We start from the raw sequence: 16847 nt of genomic DNA, 5'->3' as shown, positions 1-16847 counted from the left end.
TCTATCGAGGGAAACCCTGATTACTGCCGCGCATCCCCCGAAAACCGCTGAGAGGGCCGTTGGTCGCGGCGTCCAGCCGGTTTGTTCAGCGAAGCTAAGCTCTAAATGGGGAGTATGTCTTATCTTCAATGAGGTGAGGGATGGTTGAGTCACGGGAAAAAGTTACAAAACCGGAGATGTACGAAAGACTGATCGATCGGCTGGGTATGGCCCTGGACGTGGCTAAAACCGCTGGCCGGCTGCGTGACGAACGTCCTCTTGAACTGGAGCTGCGTGGTTTGAGCCCCGCTGAGTTTGCTCTGGTCAAGGCGTATCTGGATCGCAGTGAACGTGAAACACACGGATGCTTGTCAGAAGCAGTGAAGCAACTCGACGCACCACGTTCGGCCAAGATCATCTGGCTCAAGGACAAGACTCCCAGCCGAGACGCGGTAAAGGTCCGGTCTCTGCAATTCAAGTAAGGGCACTAGAAGCTGTAGCCATGACTGATGTTTATTTAAAGCATAGTCCTTGCTCATTTCTTGTCGCATTGCGTCAACCCACTTAGGCTTCGAGCATCTCTGGAGATGCTCGATGCCTTTTCGTTATGTCGTTAAACAACTTCTACTGCCGCCCGGCATTCTTTTGCTGCTGTTGGTGCTTGCCTGGTGGTTGCGTCGCTCAAGGCCGCGCCTTGCCGGTGTGTGTTTTGCGCTGGGGGTGGGCGGCTTTTGGCTAATGAGCTTGCCGGTGGTGGTGCAGTGGGGCGCCGGGGCACTTGAGCGTGAACCGCCGCTGACGCGCGACGAATGGGCAACGCTGGGTCAGCATGCGGACGCAATCGTGGTGCTGGGCTCGGGACGCGAGCGTGGCGACCTGGCCTGGGGCGCCGACCAGCCGACCGGTGTGGGTCTGGAGCGTGAGCGTTACGCCGCTCGATTGGCCAAGGCGTCGGGGCTGCCGATCCTGACCAGCGGCGGCTTGCATTACGGCACTCCGCCGACTGAAGCCAAAATGATGGCTGATTCGATGCACGATGATTTTGGCGTGACCGTGCGTTGGCAAGAAGGGCGCAGTCGCACAACCTGGGAGAACGCGCAGTTCAGCGCCCAGGTGTTGTTGCCGGAAGGGATCAAGCGCGTTGTGGTGGTGACTCAGGCCTGGCATATGCCGCGAGCGGTCTGGAGTTTCCAGAAGGCCGGATTTGAGGTGGTGCCGGCGCCGGTGGGATTCTTGGGGGTGGACAACGCCCGGCCGCTGGGCGGCTGGATGCCGGAGTTCAAATCGATCTGGCAGAGCGGGCAGTTGTTGAATGAGGCGGTGGGGCAGATTGGGTATTCGCTGTTCTACCGATAACCCAAAATTTACGCATTCCCTGTAGGAGCGAGCTTGCTCGCGATGGACGTGAACGATGACGCGTGTTTTCCGGAAACAAGCGCCGTCCTCAGGCTCATCGCGAGCAAGCTCGCTCCTACAAAGTTCGCGTATCAGACGGTCTTCGCCATCCGGCTCGCAATCAATGCCCAGCCAAACAGCAGCACACACACGATGATCAGCGGCCACGAACGCCATTCAAGATACGGCGTGAGGTTATGCATCGGCACCACTTCGCCATACAAAATGCCGCGTTCGAACTGCGGGATCTGCGCGGTGATCTGGCCGTACGGGTTGATCAAGCCGGTTACGCCGTTATTAGTGGCGCGGATCATCCAGCGACCGGCCTCAAGCGCGCGCATTTGCGCCATCTGCAAGTGTTGCAGCGGGCCGATGGACGTGCCGAACCAGGTGTCGTTGCTGATGGTCAGCAGTAAATCGCTACGGGCGGCGAGGCTGGCGGCGAACTCGGGATACACCACTTCGTAGCAGATGAACGGCGCAATCTGATAACCCTTGGCCTGCAGCAATGGTTGATCGGCAGGGCCGCGGGCAAAGTCCGACATGGGCAGGTCAAAGAAGGCAATCACACCGCGCAACACTTCCTGCAGCGGAACGTATTCGCCAAATGGCACCAGCTTCTGCTTGAGGTACGTTCCGTCGCCTTCGCCCACAACGGTGATGCCGTTGAAGAAACGCTTTTCGTGACGGACTTCCTGACGGATCGGTACGCCGGTAATCAGCGCGGAGTTACGCTCTGCGGCGAAGTTTCCCATCATGTTCAGGTAGCCCTCGGCGGACTCCTTGAGCACCGGGACCGCGGTTTCCGGCCAGATCAGCAGGTCGACGCGCTTGGAGCTGAAACTCATGTCGCGGTACAGCGCCAGTTGTGCGTTGAGCTGCGCCGGGTCCCACTTCATGCTTTGTTCGATGTTGCCCTGGATTGCCGCGACGGACAGCGGCGCGCCCGCCGGACTGGTCCAGGCGTGGCCTTTGAGCGCCATGCCGGCCACCCAAGGACCGATCAGCAGCAATACGCCAGCCGCGATAAAGCCTTTGCGGCCGGCCTTGATCAGGCGCGAAGCGTTGTAGATCAGCGCAGCGGTCAGGGCCAGCGTGAAGGACACCAGCCACATGCCGCCGATCGGCGCGAGTCCGGCCAGTGGGCCATTGAGCTGGCTGTAACCGGAGTAAAGCCATGGGAAGCCAGTGAGAAACCAACCGCGAAACGCTTCCTGGCCGACCCACAATGCGGCAAACGCCAAGGCATCGGCCAGCGGCGCTTCGTTTCGGCGCAACCATCGCGCCCAGATCCAGGCGGGCAGGGCGAAGAACCAGGCAATCGCGGCGGTGAAGGCCAGCATCAGCAACCCGGCCAGCAGCATCGACGCGCCACCAAAGTTGTGAATGCTGTAGTAGATCCAACTGGTGCCAGCGCCAAACAGGCCGAAACCGAAACACCATCCACGGCCCAAGGCCTGACGCGGGCTCAGCTCGCGCAAGCCGGCATAGAAGAATCCGACCGCCAGCAATGCCAGCGGCCAGATATCGAACGGCGCGAGGGCCAGGGTGGTGAGACCACCGGCCGCCACGGCCAGCAGGTTACCGGGCCAGCCGGGGCGGGTCAGACGGTGCATGTCAATCCTTAGCGTGCAATGGGTGTCAGGCGCAGCAAATGAATTCGACGGCTGTCGGCGTTCAGGATGCGGAAGCGATAAGGGCCGATTTCAGTGATTTCGTTGCGTTTTGGCAAGTGCCCGAACGCGCTCATCACCAAGCCGCCCACGGTGTCGAATTCGTCATCAGAGAATTCGCTGTCGAAGAACTCGTTGAAGTTCTCGATCGGCGTCAGGGCCTTGATCAGGAAGTCACCGCTGGGCAGGGGCTTGATGTAGCTGTCTTCTTCGACGTCGTGCTCGTCTTCGATGTCGCCGACGATTTGTTCCAGCACGTCTTCGATGGTCACCAGCCCCGCCACGCCGCCGTACTCGTCAATGACGATGGCCATGTGGTTGTGGTTGGCGCGGAATTCGCGCAACAACACATTCAGGCGCTTGGACTCGGGCACGAAGGTGGCCGGGCGCAGCAGGTCCTTGATGTTGAAGCTGTCGCCGTTCTCCCTGAGGATCAACGGCAGCAAGTCCTTCGCCAGCAGCACGCCCATCACGTCGTCGTGGCTCTCGCCGATGACCGGGTAGCGGGAGTGGGCCGAATCGACCACGGCAGGCAGAAACTCGCGGGGTGTCTGGGTCGCCTTGATGCTGACCATCTGCGAGCGCGGGACCATGATGTCCCGTACCTGCAGGTCCGCAACCTGAATAGCGCCTTCGACGATGGCCAGCGCTTCGCTGTCCAGCAACTTGTTTTGGTGTGCATCGCGCAGCAGCTCCAGCAGCTCCTGGCGGTTCTTCGGCTCGTGGGCAAAAGCCTGGGTGAGTTTACCCAGCCAAGACTTTTGCCCGTTGCTCGATCGATCTTCGCTCATAGCGATTACTCTGAATCCTTTGTTGTAACGATAGGGGATGTTTCTGTTTCGTCATCCGCATACGGGTCGGGATAGCCCAGCTCTGCAAGCAACGTTCGTTCCAGCGCTTCCATCTCTTCGGCTTCGTCGTCATCTATGTGGTCGTAACCGAGCAGATGCAAACAGCCGTGAATCACCAGGTGCGCCCAATGGGCTTTTAGCTCCTTGCCTTGCTCGGCGGCTTCGCGCTCGACCACCGCCACGCAGATCACCAGATCGCCGAGCAACGGGATGTCGAGAAACTCGTCAGGCACATCGGCAGGGAACGATAAGACGTTAGTGGCGTAATCCTTTTGCCGCCAGGTGTAGTTCAGCGCGCGACCTTCCTCTTCATCGACCAGGCGAATGGTCATTTCAGAGTCGGCGGTGCGTTGGCGCAGGGCCAGCTCGCACCATTGGCGGAACTCGGCTTCGCTTGGGGCTGGCGCTTCGGTAGCAAGTTGCAGATCAAGCTCAAGCATCGCGGCGGCTATCCTTTGGCTTTTCGTCTACCACGCGATTTTCGAAGCGCTCGTAGGCTTCGACGATGCGCTGCACCAGCGGATGGCGCACAACGTCCTTGGGCATGAAATGGGTAAAGCTGATGCCCGGCACGTCTTTCAACACCTCGATCACATGGTGAAGGCCGGACTTGGTGCCTTTCGGCAGGTCGACCTGAGTGATGTCACCGGTGATGACAGCGGTGGAGCCGAAGCCGATCCGGGTCAGGAACATCTTCATTTGCTCGACCGTGGTGTTCTGGCTTTCGTCGAGGATGATGAAACTGTTGTTCAGCGTTCGTCCACGCATGTACGCCAGTGGTGCGACTTCGATGACCTGGCGCTCGATCAGCTTGGCGACGTATTCGAAGCCGAGCATCTCGTAGAGGGCGTCGTAAAGCGGACGCAGGTACGGGTCAATCTTCTGCGACAGGTCGCCGGGCAGGAATCCGAGCTTTTCGCCCGCTTCAACCGCCGGACGCACCAGCAGGATGCGACGAATCTGCTCGCGTTCCAGCGCATCCACCGCGCAGGCAACGGCCAGGTACGTCTTGCCTGTACCGGCCGGGCCGATGCCGAAGTTGATGTCGTTACCGAGGATTTCCTTCACGTAGCGCAGTTGATTCAAGCCGCGAGGGCGAATCATGCCTTTTTTCGTGCGCAGGGCCACGGAAGGTTCGGAGGGGGACACGTTGTCCAGCTCTTCGACGGCCGATTCCTGCAGGAACAGGTGAACCATGTCTGGCGACAGCTCGGTACCTTTGGTTTCCCGGTACAGGCGGCGCAGGAGGTTTTCCGCGGAGGTGGTGTGTTTAGGCTCGCCGATCAGTTCGAACTGGTTTCCGCGGTTGCGGATCTCGATGGTCAGGCGCTGTTCGATCAAGCGCAAATGCTCGTCGAATTGCCCGCACAGATTGGCAAAGCGCCGAGCCTCAAAGGGCTCGAGAATGAAACGATGTGGTTCGATGGGTGCGTTCAAGGTCGTATTTAGCCGCCCTGGGGCAATTAAGATGAAATCAAGGATAGCGCCAGTGACGCGGGTGCGAAAGCTCTTAAATATCGCAAGGCCAAACACCGATCCCTGTAGGAGCGAGCTTGCTCGCGATGACGGTCTGACATTCAACCTATGAGTCGTCTGACCTGACGCCATCGCGAGCAAGCTCGCTCCTACAGGGTTTTGCGGTGCTACTGGATCAGCGAGCCCCGCAATGAGTGCGGCTGTGCGGCGTCAATGTGCACATCGGCAAACTGGCCGATCAAGGTTGGATTGTCGCAGCGGAAGTTGACGATTCGGTTATTTTCGGTCCGGCCTTGCAGCTCGCCAGGGTCTTTTTTCGAATAATCAGTGACCAGGATCCGCTGGATCGAACCGACCATTTGTCGGCTAATTTCGAAGCCTTGCTGGTTAAGGCGATGTTGCAGCGCATTCAGACGTTCTTTTTTCAGCTCTTCCGGCGTCTCGTCGACCAGGTCGGCGGCCGGTGTGCCGGGGCGCTGGCTGTAGACGAACGAGTAGGAGAAGTCGAAACCGACGTCTTCGATCAGCTTCATGGTCTGTTCGAAATCTTTCTCGGTCTCGCCCGGGAAGCCGACGATGAAGTCGGAGCTGATACAAATTCCCGGCACGGCGGCGCGCAGTTTGCGCAGTTTGGATTTGTATTCCAGGGCGGTGTGATTACGCTTCATCGCCGACAGAATCCGGTCTGAACCCGATTGCACCGGCAGGTGCAGATGTTTGACCAGTTCCGGCACCTCGGCGTGAGCCTGAATCAGGCTGTCGGAGAACTCCAGCGGGTGCGAAGTGGTGTAGCGAATCCGGTCGATGCCATCGACGGCGGCCACCACGCGAATCAGCTCGGCGAGGTCCGCCAGACGACCGTCGTGGGTAGCGCCGCGATATCCATTGACGTTCTGACCCAGCAAGGTCACTTCACGTACGCCGTTTTCGGCCAAATGGATGATCTCGGCAATCACGTCATCGAACGGGCGGCTGACTTCTTCACCGCGGGTGTAGGGCACCACACAGAAGGTGCAGTACTTGCTGCAGCCTTCCATGACCGACACGTAAGCGCTCGGGCCGTCGATGCGCGGTTCGGGCAAATGGTCGAACTTTTCGATTTCCGGGAACGAGACGTCCACTTGCGGCAGCTTGGTGGCGCGTGCGGCGTCGATCATTTCCGGTAGGCGGTGCAGGGTTTGGGGGCCGAATACCACGTCGACATACGGGGCACGATCACGGATGGCTGCGCCTTCCTGACTGGCCACGCAACCACCGACGGCAATCACCATGTCCGGGTTGGCGAGTTTCAGTTCGCGCCAGCGACCGAGCTGGGAATACACCCGGTCCTGCGCACGTTCACGGATGGAGCAGGTGTTAAGCAGGATCACGTCCGCGTCTTCAGCGCGAGCGGTGACTTCCAGAGCCTGGTGTTCACCCAGCAGATCGACCATGCGCGAGCTGTCGTACTCGTTCATCTGACAACCGTGGGTTTCGATGTAAAGCTTCTTGGCCATGGAAAGAGTCATCACGTGATTCAAAGAACCGCGCATTATAGGGAACATGTCCCAAGGTTCCTACCGCTGCGCGTCCGGTGGCTATGCTATAGTTCGCGCCCTCATTTTTATCCTCGACGTGTTGCTCGCCCACCATGACCAAACGTGAAGCTCCAATCTACAAGGTGATTTTCCTCAACCAGGGCCAGGTGTACGAAATGTACGCCAAGCAGATCTATCAAAGTGATCTGTGGGGTTTTCTGGAAGTGGAAGAGTTCGTCTTTGGCGAGCGCACGCAAGTGGTCGTCGATCCGAGCGAAGAGAAACTCAAGGCTCAGTTTGAAGGCGTTGTGCGCAGTTTTGTGCCGATGCATTCGATCGTGCGCATCGACGAAGTCGAGCGTCTGGGCACGCCGAAAATCAGCGAAGCCCGCGGCGCGGTTGGCAATGTCATGCCATTTCCGATGCCGATGCCTGAGAAGTAAGCCTTAATACCGCCCCCATCGCGAGCAGGCTCGCTCCCACAGTTGAACTCTGGCGCACACAGATAGTGTGTTCGCAGACGATCCATTGTGGGAGCGAGCCTGCTCGCGATAGGGGCAGTGAGAGCAAAGCAGAAATCAGGGCAGTGGCGAGAAAGGCGTACGCCCATCGGCGCTTTGCAATTCCATCAGGTATTTACGGAAAATTTGCCCGAGCACTTGGGTTGCGACTTCCAGTTCTTCGCGCGGCATCTTTTCCGCCACTTCGTCAGCCGTGTCCAGCGCATCTTCAGCGCCATTGACCGCCGCCATTTTCAGCACGATGTAGGCCTGAATGTTATTGGCCGGTACACCTTCGCCATGGAAAAACATGGTGCCAAGTTTGAACTGTGCCTGGGCATGGCCCTGCAGCGAGGCCTTTTCGAAGTAGCTCAGGGCTTGTTTGAGGTCGCGCGGCGTATTTTTACCGTTGTAGTAGAACTCACCCAACTCGTATTGCGCCTGCGCATCCCCTGCATCCGACGCTTTCTGACAGACAGCGAGTGCCTGTGCCAGATCTTGCCCCTGGGTATTGAGGGTGCAACGACCCATCGCTGGGATTAACAACGAGTTGCCGCCTGCCTGTGCGAGCAGGGGCTGAAGGAGCAACAGGCAGCCCATTGCAAGGGCGCGGCCGGTGCGGTTCATGGGAATCGACTTACCTCTGAAGGGCGCGCGGACCCATCGAGGGATCCAATAAGCGCGCATTATGAAATAAGCAGGGCCAACCTTACAAAGTCTTTACTCGTTTTTCTGCTGCACGGGAAATATATCGCCCACTTTGCGGGGGATTATGAGCAGAAGCGTAGGAATAAGGGCAGGAATGTAGGTAAAAGCTGACGCTGGCGATAGCCAACGTCAGCGGTACAGCGTTATTTCAATGCAGCGAATGCTCGCTCGGCGGCATCCAGTGTCAGTTTCAACTCGGCTTCGCCGTGAGCGATCGAGGTGAAGCCGGCTTCGAATGCGCTCGGCGCCAAATACACGCCGCCCTCGAGCATCAGGTGGAAGAAGCGCCCGAACAGGGCGGCGTCGCTGGCCATCACGTCATCGAAGGTCACGATGTCGTCGGCGCCGCTGAAGTACAGGCCAAACATGCCGCCGGCCTGCGTGGTCACGAACGGAATGCCTGCGGCATCGGCGCGCTGTTGCAGGCCGTCGAGCAGGCGGCTGGTGTAGTCGCTCAGCTCGGCATGGAAACCTGGACGGCTGATCAGGCGCAAGGTGGTCAAGCCGGCTGCCATCGCCAACGGGTTACCCGACAAAGTGCCCGCCTGGTAAACCGGACCCAAGGGGGCGATGTGCGACATGATTTCGCGTTTGCCGCCGAAGCAGCCGACCGGCATGCCGCCACCGATGATCTTGCCGAAGGTGGTCAGGTCCGGCGTCACGCCGTAGTGCGCTTGTGCACCGCCGAGGGCGACACGGAAACCGGTCATGACTTCGTCGAAAATCAGCACCACGCCATGCTTGTCGCACAGGGTCCGCAAGCCTTCGAGGAAGCCGGGTGCCGGCGGTACGCAATTCATGTTGCCGGCTACAGGCTCGACGATGATGCAGGCCACGTCCTGGCCGACTTCGGCGAGCATCGTTTCAACGGCGTCGATGTCGTTGAACGGCAGGGTCAAGGTGTGTTTGGCAAATGCTGCCGGCACACCGGCCGAGCTAGGCACGCCTTGGGTCAGGGCGCCGGAACCGGCCTTGACCAGCAAGCTGTCGGAGTGGCCGTGGTAGCACCCTTCAAACTTGATGATGCTGTCGCGACCGGTGAAGCCACGGGCCAGGCGAATGGCGCTCATGGTCGCTTCGGTGCCGGAGCTGACCATGCGCACCATTTCCATCGACGGCACGATCGAGCAGACCAGATCAGCCATCTGGGTTTCCATCTCGGTGGGAGCGCCATAGGACAATCCATGCTCAAGCTGCTTGCGCACGGCGTCCAGCACGTCCGGATGGCTGTGGCCGAGAATCATCGGGCCCCAGGAGCCGACGTAATCCACATAACGCTTGTTGTCTTCGTCGGTGACGTAGGCGCCTTCGGCGTGTTTGAAGAACAGCGGGGTGCCACCGACGCTCTTGAATGCGCGAACAGGTGAGTTCACGCCACCGGGGATGTGTTTCTGGGCGTTGGCAAACAGGGTTTCAGAACGAGACATGATCGGGCTCTCAAAAATCAGGATTTGAATAATTCGTTAAAGGCACGGGCCCGGCGTGTAACCTCGGCCGTGCTGTCGGCGCCAAACAGGCCATGGACCACCGCTAGCAAATCGACCCCATGGGCCACCAGCGGGGCGGCGTTGTCCAGGGTGATGCCACCGATTGCGCAGATCGGCAGGTGCAGTTTGCTGCGGGCCTGGTCGAGCAGTTCGAGGCTGCAGGTCGGTGCGCCGGGTTTGGTGTTGGAATTGAAGAAACGGCCGAATGCGACGTAACTGGCGCCTTCTTTGGCGGCTTGCTCGGCGAGCTCGAGTTGCGCGTGGCAGGTAGAGCCGATGATCGCCTGGCGACCGAGCAACGACCGGGCCGGGGTCAGCGGGCCGTCGGTCTGACCCAAGTGCACGCCAACGTTCAGGCGTGCGGCCAGTTCGGCATCGTCGTTGATGATCAGCTGGGTCTTGTAGCGTTCGCACAGGTTGCGCAGGGTTTCGGCCTCACGCAGGCGGCGGGCCTCATCACTGCTTTTGTCGCGGTACTGCAGCAAGGTAACGCCGCCTTCCAGCGCCGCCTCCACATACGAAAGGAATTTACCGGCCAGTAGCTGGCTGTCGGTAATGGCGTACAGGCCACGTAGTTTCATCGGACAAGCCTCACCGCATCGCTAATAGAAAGTTACGAACAGAAATCCAGCGGCAGACGGCGTGGCACGAACTGACCTTTGCCCAGCTGCTCCGCATCGCGCAGGGTGCGCCACGTGTAGTTAAGCGCGGTCTGCACGGCGCTGACGAGGTTTTCACCCTGGGCCAGACGACCGGCGAGGGCGCTGGCCAGCGTACAACCCGAACCGTGATAACTGCCGGGCAGGCGCTGACAGGTGTAGGTTTGGCGCAGACCGTCGCGGCTGTACAGGCGATTGTGAATTTCGTGTTCATCACCGTGGCCACCCGTGATCAGCAGGTGTTTGACGAACGGCAGGAGTTTTTCAGCGCATTCGTCTGCGGTGCCTTCGGGCAGTTCGGCGAGGATGCGTGCTTCGGGGAGGTTGGGGGTAGCAATGATGGCCAGGGGCAGCAGGCGTTCGCGCATGGCGTAGCCGACTTCATCCTTGCCCAGTCGTCCGCCGCCTCCGGCGCGCAGCACCGGGTCGCAGACCATTGGCAAATGCGGGTGCGCCTGGAGCAGTTCGACGACAGTGTCGACCATTTCCAGCGAACCGAGCATGCCCAGTTTGACCGCAGCGACTTCACAATCGTTGAGCACGGCGTTGGCTTGGGCCAACACCCACTCACGGTCGAGGACGCGGAAGTCAGTGACATTGACCGTGTCTTGCACGGTCAGGGCGGTGACGGCCGGAGCCGCATGGCAACCCTGAGCGAGCAGGGCTTCGATATCTGCCTGCAGGCCGGCGCCACCACTTGGGTCGTGGCCGGAGAGACAGAGGACAACGGGGCGAGAGCTGTAGATATTCATGGTGCGCGAGCTTACCACCAAACATCTTTTTTCGGGTGCCCCTCAGCGCGTCACAACACGGACCTTGTAGCAGCTGGCGCAGCCTGCGTTCGACTGCGAAGCAGTCGTAATCCCGGCATCCACAATTAACCTGAAACACCGCAGTGCCTGATTTTACGACTGCTACGCAGCCGAACGCAGGCTGCGCCAGCTGCTACAAGGAATGGGACTTTGTCAGACGCAGACCGGGTCAACAGCTCTAGCTCAATTCGTGGCGCTGGAACGCCCGTTCTAGAGCCTTTGTAGGAAAAATTTCAATGGTGTTCAATAGCCATCAACGGCTATGCTAGAGTGGATCCAAACCAATAACAGGTGATACCGGTTTACGTCTACTCAAAAGGAATGGGGGGGCTTCCTGACAGAACCGGACAGGCCACGCTGGGGCTTCAATGCGCTATTTGCTGATGTTGCTGTTGTGTTTGCCCCTCATGGCGAGCGCTGTCGAATTTGATGAATTCACTCAAAGCCTTCCCTTGGGGCGAACCCTGCAGGTGTTCGAGGACGCGGGTGGTCAGGCGACCATCGAGGATGTCCGCGCACAAGCGGCGGCTGGAAACTTCAAGCCCCACCATAAAGACACCCTCAACGCGGGTTACTCGCGCTCGGCGTTCTGGCTGAAAATCGATTTGCTTTACCGCCCGACCGACCCTGCTGCGCGACGTACCTGGCTGCTGGAACTGGCCTATCCGCCCCTCGATCACCTTGATCTGTACCTGGCCGATGCTGCCGGTCGCTATCAGTTGGTTCGACAGACCGGCGATGCGTTGCCATTCGACAGTCGCGAGATCCGCCAGAACAACTACCTGTTCAATCTGAACTTCACGCCTGATCAGACGCAAACCCTGTACCTGCGTCTTCAAAGCGAAGGCTCGGTCCAGGCGCCGGTCACGTTGTGGTCGAGTACCGCTTACCTCGAAGAACAGCCGGTGCGACTGTATGTGCTCGGGCTGATCTATGGCGTGTTGCTGGGAATGCTGGTCTACAACCTGTTCATCTACCTCAGCGTGCGTGACACCAGCTACCTCTATTACATTTTCTATATCGCCTCGTTCGGCTTGTACCAGCTGTCGGTGAATGGCGCGGCGGTGCAGTATTTCTGGCCGGACAACCCGTGGTGGGCCAACGCGGCGACGCCGTTTTTCATCGGTTGCGCAGGGCTGTTCGGCAGCCAGTTCGCCCGCCGCTTCTTGCAGACGGCCACCTACAGTCGCTGGCTCGACCGCTTGTTGCTGGCGCTGATTGCGTTCGGAGCGGTGGTGGTCGGGTTGTCATTGATGACCAGTTACGCGCTGGCCTTGCGATTGGCAACGGCGTTGGCGCTGATGTTCACCGTGGTGATTTTTACCGCAGGGATTTTCGCCTGGTTGCGCGGCTTGCGAGTGGCGCGCTATTTCATCATTGCCTGGTCGGCGTTTTTGCTCGGCGGCATTATCAATACTCTGATGGTGTTGGGTTACCTGCCGAACGTGTTCCTGACCATGTATGCCAGCCAGATTGGTTCAGCGATCGAAGTCGCGCTGCTGTCCCTCGCGCTGGCCGACCGCATCAACGCCATGCGCGAGCAGCAAGCGCAGATCCTGTTCGATGCCGGTCAAAAGCTCGAAGCGCTCAACCAGCAACTGGCTCGCAGTAACAAACTCAAGGACGAATTCCTCGCCACGCTGACCCACGAACTGCGCACGCCCATGAACGGGGTGATCGGTTCGCTGGAACTGATGCAGACCGTCGAGATGGACCCCGAACTGGAGCAGTACCAGCAAACCGCAGCGGGTTCGGCGCGGGACATGATGCGCATGGTCAATGGCATTCTCACCCTGACCGAACTGCAGGCCGGCAAGCTCAAGGCCTCGGCGACCGCGTTCAGTTTGCGTGGTGTGGTTGAAGCGTTGCGCCTGCAGTTCCAGGGCAATGCTTCAGGCAAGTCCCTGGACTTCAAAGTCGAGGTGACACAGGGGCTGCCGGATCGCTTGCAGGGCGACAGCGCCAAGTTGGCGCAATGCCTGGAATCTCTGCTGGACAACGCGATCAAGTTCACCAAGGTCGGCGGTCTGGCGTTGCGCGTGACGGGCAAGCCTCTGGAAAACAATCGTCTGGCGCTGTCATTTGCGGTGATCGACACCGGCATCGGCTTCACTGATCTGGGGGAGGCGACGATGTATCAACGCTTCTTCCAACTCGACGGCTCTATGACCCGTGAATATGGCGGCCTGGGCGTCGGCCTGGCGATTTGTCGGCAACTGGTCGAATTGCTTGGCGGGCGCCTGACTCATCGCTCCGAGCCTGGGCGGGGCAGCCGCTTCCAGCTGGATGTCGAGTTCGCGCTACCGGTGATAGAACGTGTGCAAACACCGCTCATGCCTCGGGATTTTCCGCGCTTGCGACTGCCGCAGGATTGCACCGTGCTGCTGGTGGACGACAACAGCATCAACCAATTGGTGATGCGCGGCATGTTGCTCAAGCTTGGGTTCCGGGTGCGCACCGCTGACAGCAGTGTTGCTGCGCTGGATTATTTGCAGCGTGACGCCTTTGACGCGGTGCTGCTTGATTGCCAGTTGCCAGCCGTTGATGGCGAGACTCTGTGCTGCCAGATCCGCGCCTTGCCGGGCTGCGCCGAATTGCCGGTGTTCATGGTGGCGCTAAGTGTCGATCGTGAACGTTGCCCGACCGGCGCATTGATTGACTATCTGGGCAAGCCAGTGAAATTCGAGGACTTGCAGGCAGCGCTTTATCGTCGAGTGCTCTGCCCGCAGTAGGGCGAAAGCGCCGGCAGTTAGGCGGATATGACGCTTTGATCGGCCAATGGGCGGTGCTTAACTGAACCCCCTTGGCTGACCAAAGGAGCCTTGTCATGAACCTGCATCAGTTCGCTGAAACCCACGAAGTTACCAACCAGCCACCGTCGCTGGACGGCACCAATCTGTATCGCATCGACCTGCCTTTGCAGGAGTGGTCGCGGCGTTTCGGGGCCGGTTGGGCGCAGCCGCGGATCGACGCCTACGGCGCACTGGCCGGTGGGCCGCTGATGGAAGCAGGGTTTCTGGCTAATCAGAACAAACCGGTCTTCGTCAGCCATGACCGGTACGGTCATCGCATCGACCTGGTGGAGTTTCACCCGGCCTACCACGAATTGATGCGCACGGCGGTCGAGCACGGGCTGACCTCGTTGCCGTGGGCGCACCCGCAATCCGGCGCCCACGTCGCCCGCGCCGCCATGACCTACTTGCACAGCCAGGCCGAAGCCGGCAGCGGATGCCCGTTGACCATGACCTTCGCCAGTGTCCCGGCGATGCGCCTGCAGCCGGACCTGGCCGAACAATGGCTGCCGAAAATCCTCGCCACCGAATACGACCCGCGTAACGTGGGCATGGCCCACAAGGCCGGTGTCACCATTGGCATGGCCATGACCGAGAAACAGGGTGGCACCGATGTGCGGGCCAACACCACCAAGGCATATCCGGTCGGTGCCAGTGGGCCGGGCCAGGCCTATGAGTTGGTGGGCCATAAATGGTTTTGTTCCGCGCCGATGTGCGATGCCTTCCTCACCCTGGCGCAGACGGACAAGGGGTTGACCTGTTTCCTGCTGCCGCGCCACCGCCCGGATGACACGCGCAATCAGTTCTACATCCAGCGGCTGAAAAACAAACTCGGCAACTGCTCAAACGCCTCCAGCGAAGTGGAATTTCGGGGTGCCCTGGCGTGGATGGTGGGTGAAGAAGGGCGGGGCGTTCCGACCATCATCGAAATGGTCGCCATGACCCGGTTCGATTGCATGGTCGGTTCCAGCGGGCTAATGCGCCAGGCATTGACCCAGGCCAGCCATCACTGCGCCCACCGCCGCGTCAGCGGCAAGCTGCTCAGCGAACAACCGTTGATGCAGAACGTACTGGCCGACCTCGCCCTGGAAAGTGAAGCCGCCCTGGCCTTGAGCCTGCGCATGGGCCGGGCGCTGGATCATCTGGACGACACGCAGGAAGCGAAATTCGCACGACTGGTGACGGCCGTGGGCAAGTATTGGATCTGCAAGCGCGCCCCCGCGATGATCAACGAAGCCGCCGAGTGCATGGGCGGTGCCGGCTATGTCGAAGAATGCATCCTGCCGCGTTTGTACCGCGAGGCGCCGGTCAATTCGACGTGGGAAGGCTCCGGCAATGTGCAATGCCTTGATGTGCTTCGGGCCCTGTCGAAAGAACCGGGGGTGCTGGATGTGCTGTTCACCGAGTTGGGTGACGGCCATGGCGACAAACGGCTGGCCGCGCACATCAGTCAATTGCGGGCGGCCTTCAAGGACACCGGCGACAGTCAATACCGCGCGCGGCAGCTGACCGAAGACATCGCCTTGGGGCTCCAGGCCAAGCTATTGCTGGAGGCGGGTAATGCCGCCGTCAGTGACGCCTTCATTGCCAGTCGTCTAGGGTCGGCAGGTCGAGTGTTTGGTGCGTTGCCGCGAGGGCTGGAGGTAGGAACGATAGTCGCGCGTTCCACACCGCAGGGCTTCTGAGCCTTTTTTATGAGCGACGCAGATTAAATGTGGGAGCGAGCCTGCTCGCGAAAGCGGTCGCTCAGTCACTTCGATACGAGAGGTGCCAGCGCCTTCGCGAGCAGGCTGAACTGGTCAAGTAATCTTGGACACCGTTTAAGGTTTCACGCAGCCAGTCTCTCTCTAGCGACTGGCGATCGATAATCGTTGTAGCTATGAGGCCTGGTGGTGTTGTAACGCGATACGTAGCGCTGCACATCCGCTCGGGCCTCATGTTCCGATTCGTAGCCGGTTTCAGGCACCCATTCTGATTTCAAACTGCCAAAGAAACGCTCCATAGGGGCGTTGTCCCAGCACTCGCCTTTACGACTCATGCTTTGCCGCAGGCCATACTCCAATAGCTCGTTCCTGAACTTATGGCTGGTGTACTGACAGCCTTGATCGGAGTGAAACAGCACGTCTTTGGGTCGACCTCGTAGCTCAACCGCCATCCGTAAGGCCTCGCAGGTCAGCGAAGCATCGGAGATCATCGAAAACGACCAACCCACAACGCGACGAGCGTACAGATCCAGAACCGCCGCGAAATACAGCCACCGCTTACCAACCTTGATGTATGTCACGTCGCCACACCACACCTGATTGACCGCTTTAACATCAAACTTGCGCTTGAGTACGTGCGGCGCCACCAACGCCTCCACGCCAGGCGACTTGTACTTATGGCGCCTGCGCTGGCGACTGGTGATGCCGGTTTCGCGCATCAAACTGCGGGCCAAATACCGCCCGATGCGGTGCCCTTTCTCTTGCAGCTCCTTGGCCAGAGTCCGCGACCCCGCAGAGGCTCTTGACGCCCTGTGATGCTTGACCAGCACGGCTTTGAGCCTCTCCCGCTCGGGATTCACTTTGCCTTGGCGCTGACGCCAGGCGTAAAAGCTGCTGCGATTGATGCCAAACGCTCGGCAGCAATTGTTAACGCCGTACTGCTCGTCCAGCTCGCAGATCAACGAGAATGATCTTTGGCGTCCAAAAGCAGGAGAGCACTGGCCTTTTTTAGGATTTCGATATCCAGGTCTTTTTGCCGGAGCAACGCTTTAAGCTTCTGGATCTCTCGCTGATCAGCGGTAATCGCCTTGGCTCCTACCGGGGTCGAACCCAAGCGCTCCTTACGAACCTGATCGACCCAGCGGCGCAAGGCCGTGGGACCAATATCCAAACTGGCACAGACCTCGGGAACCGATTGTCCTTCGTCCAGCACCATGCTGGCAGCCTTGAGCTTGAACTCACTCGAGTAAGATTTCCGCATATCCAAAACACCTCAGATTTGGGCGCCATCATAG

General features: G+C 59.5%; 15 protein-coding genes. 5 read left to right on the top strand and 10 right to left on the bottom strand.

Annotation, left to right across the window (positions count from 1 at the left end; all coding sequences use genetic code 11):
- The first annotated feature begins 140 nt into the window (after window positions 1-140).
- Together AC1MDT_RS18605 and AC1MDT_RS18600 are read left to right on the top strand one after the other, a co-directional pair.
- Window positions 141-461, top strand: coding sequence for a hypothetical protein (locus AC1MDT_RS18605; RefSeq protein WP_480418429.1), 321 nt, complete (start codon window positions 141-143; stop codon window positions 459-461).
- A 112-nt stretch (window positions 462-573) separates the two neighbouring features.
- Window positions 574-1335: a YdcF family protein gene (locus tag AC1MDT_RS18600; protein ID WP_480418428.1), complete on the top strand. Its 762-nt coding sequence runs from the start codon at window positions 574-576 to the stop codon at window positions 1333-1335.
- 131 nt (window positions 1336-1466) lie between these two features.
- Here AC1MDT_RS18600 and lnt read toward each other — a convergent pair whose 3' ends face one another.
- From lnt to miaB, 5 genes are all read right to left on the bottom strand, one after another.
- A complete protein-coding gene (gene lnt / locus AC1MDT_RS18595) occupies window positions 1467-2990 on the bottom strand; it encodes an apolipoprotein N-acyltransferase (protein WP_480418427.1) in 1524 nt (507 codons plus the stop codon).
- Between the two features lie 8 nt (window positions 2991-2998).
- A complete protein-coding gene (locus AC1MDT_RS18590) occupies window positions 2999-3838 on the bottom strand; it encodes an HlyC/CorC family transporter (RefSeq protein WP_046028710.1) in 840 nt (279 codons plus the stop codon).
- Window positions 3839-3843: 5 nt separating this feature from the next.
- The gene (gene ybeY, locus AC1MDT_RS18585; RefSeq protein ID WP_480418426.1) at window positions 3844-4338 is read right to left on the bottom strand and encodes an rRNA maturation RNase YbeY; all 495 of its coding nucleotides are present in this window, start codon (window positions 4336-4338) and stop codon (window positions 3844-3846) included.
- Entirely contained in the window at window positions 4331-5335 is a 1005-nt protein-coding gene (locus AC1MDT_RS18580; RefSeq protein WP_480418425.1) for a PhoH family protein, read from the bottom strand. The genes ybeY and AC1MDT_RS18580 overlap by 8 nt, the downstream gene beginning before the upstream one ends.
- A gap of 206 nt (window positions 5336-5541) precedes the next feature.
- The gene (gene miaB / locus AC1MDT_RS18575; protein WP_480418424.1) at window positions 5542-6870 is read right to left on the bottom strand and encodes a tRNA (N6-isopentenyl adenosine(37)-C2)-methylthiotransferase MiaB; all 1329 of its coding nucleotides are present in this window, start codon (window positions 6868-6870) and stop codon (window positions 5542-5544) included.
- Window positions 6871-7004: 134 nt separating this feature from the next.
- Here miaB and AC1MDT_RS18570 point away from each other — a divergent pair, with 134 nt between their 5' ends.
- On the top strand, window positions 7005-7334 hold the full coding sequence (locus AC1MDT_RS18570; RefSeq protein WP_007894425.1) for a DUF1820 family protein: 330 nt from the start codon (window positions 7005-7007) through the stop codon (window positions 7332-7334).
- Between the two features lie 135 nt (window positions 7335-7469).
- Here the strand turns inward: AC1MDT_RS18570 and AC1MDT_RS18565 are convergent, their stop codons facing one another.
- From AC1MDT_RS18565 to AC1MDT_RS18550, 4 genes are all read right to left on the bottom strand, one after another.
- Window positions 7470-8018: a tetratricopeptide repeat protein gene (locus AC1MDT_RS18565; RefSeq protein ID WP_480418423.1), complete on the bottom strand. Its 549-nt coding sequence runs from the start codon at window positions 8016-8018 to the stop codon at window positions 7470-7472.
- A gap of 224 nt (window positions 8019-8242) precedes the next feature.
- A complete protein-coding gene (hemL, locus tag AC1MDT_RS18560; RefSeq protein WP_414910631.1) occupies window positions 8243-9526 on the bottom strand; it encodes a glutamate-1-semialdehyde 2,1-aminomutase in 1284 nt (427 codons plus the stop codon).
- 17 nt (window positions 9527-9543) lie between these two features.
- Window positions 9544-10167: a thiamine phosphate synthase gene (gene thiE, locus AC1MDT_RS18555; protein WP_414910632.1), complete on the bottom strand. Its 624-nt coding sequence runs from the start codon at window positions 10165-10167 to the stop codon at window positions 9544-9546.
- Window positions 10168-10199: 32 nt separating this feature from the next.
- Window positions 10200-10997 (bottom strand): hydroxymethylpyrimidine/phosphomethylpyrimidine kinase, encoded by a 798-nt coding sequence (locus tag AC1MDT_RS18550; RefSeq protein ID WP_414910633.1) that lies wholly within the window; start codon window positions 10995-10997, stop codon window positions 10200-10202.
- Window positions 10998-11425: 428 nt separating this feature from the next.
- Here AC1MDT_RS18550 and AC1MDT_RS18545 point away from each other — a divergent pair, with 428 nt between their 5' ends.
- On the top strand, window positions 11426-13789 hold the full coding sequence (locus AC1MDT_RS18545) for a 7TM diverse intracellular signaling domain-containing protein (RefSeq protein WP_480418422.1): 2364 nt from the start codon (window positions 11426-11428) through the stop codon (window positions 13787-13789).
- Window positions 13790-13884: 95 nt separating this feature from the next.
- Window positions 13885-15534 carry an acyl-CoA dehydrogenase family protein gene (locus AC1MDT_RS18540; protein ID WP_480418421.1) on the top strand — a complete coding sequence of 550 codons (1650 nt, stop codon included), beginning with the start codon at window positions 13885-13887 and terminating at the stop codon, window positions 15532-15534.
- Between the two features lie 143 nt (window positions 15535-15677).
- On the opposite strand, the gene AC1MDT_RS18535 is transcribed toward AC1MDT_RS18540, so the two are convergent.
- Window positions 15678-16813 (bottom strand): IS3 family transposase gene (locus AC1MDT_RS18535; RefSeq protein WP_480418219.1). Its coding sequence is split into 2 segments (ribosomal slippage): window positions 15678-16564 and window positions 16564-16813, totalling 1137 coding nucleotides; the frame shifts between segments, so codons are not numbered across the junction.
- Between the last annotated feature and the right edge of the window lie 34 nt (window positions 16814-16847).

This window comes from Pseudomonas sp. ASL7, from assembly GCF_056680375.1.
This window is presented reverse-complemented; position numbering and strand designations above follow the sequence as displayed.

Bases quoted from the DNA above. Each gene is read 5' to 3' on its own strand.
- AC1MDT_RS18605 (WP_480418429.1), top strand. From the start codon at position 141: ATGGTTGAGTCACGGGAAAAAGTTACAAAACCGGAGATGTACGAAAGA.
- AC1MDT_RS18600 (WP_480418428.1), top strand. From the start codon at position 574: ATGCCTTTTCGTTATGTCGTTAAACAACTTCTACTGCCGCCCGGCATT.
- lnt (WP_480418427.1), bottom strand. From the start codon at position 2,990: ATGCACCGTCTGACCCGCCCCGGCTGGCCCGGTAACCTGCTGGCCGTG.
- AC1MDT_RS18590 (WP_046028710.1), bottom strand. From the start codon at position 3,838: ATGAGCGAAGATCGATCGAGCAACGGGCAAAAGTCTTGGCTGGGTAAA.
- ybeY (WP_480418426.1), bottom strand. From the start codon at position 4,338: ATGCTTGAGCTTGATCTGCAACTTGCTACCGAAGCGCCAGCCCCAAGC.
- miaB (WP_480418424.1), bottom strand. From the start codon at position 6,870: ATGGCCAAGAAGCTTTACATCGAAACCCACGGTTGTCAGATGAACGAG.
- AC1MDT_RS18570 (WP_007894425.1), top strand. From the start codon at position 7,005: ATGACCAAACGTGAAGCTCCAATCTACAAGGTGATTTTCCTCAACCAG.
- AC1MDT_RS18565 (WP_480418423.1), bottom strand. From the start codon at position 8,018: ATGAACCGCACCGGCCGCGCCCTTGCAATGGGCTGCCTGTTGCTCCTT.
- hemL (WP_414910631.1), bottom strand. From the start codon at position 9,526: ATGTCTCGTTCTGAAACCCTGTTTGCCAACGCCCAGAAACACATCCCC.
- thiE (WP_414910632.1), bottom strand. From the start codon at position 10,167: ATGAAACTACGTGGCCTGTACGCCATTACCGACAGCCAGCTACTGGCC.
- AC1MDT_RS18550 (WP_414910633.1), bottom strand. From the start codon at position 10,997: ATGAATATCTACAGCTCTCGCCCCGTTGTCCTCTGTCTCTCCGGCCAC.
- AC1MDT_RS18545 (WP_480418422.1), top strand. From the start codon at position 11,426: ATGCGCTATTTGCTGATGTTGCTGTTGTGTTTGCCCCTCATGGCGAGC.
- AC1MDT_RS18540 (WP_480418421.1), top strand. From the start codon at position 13,885: ATGAACCTGCATCAGTTCGCTGAAACCCACGAAGTTACCAACCAGCCA.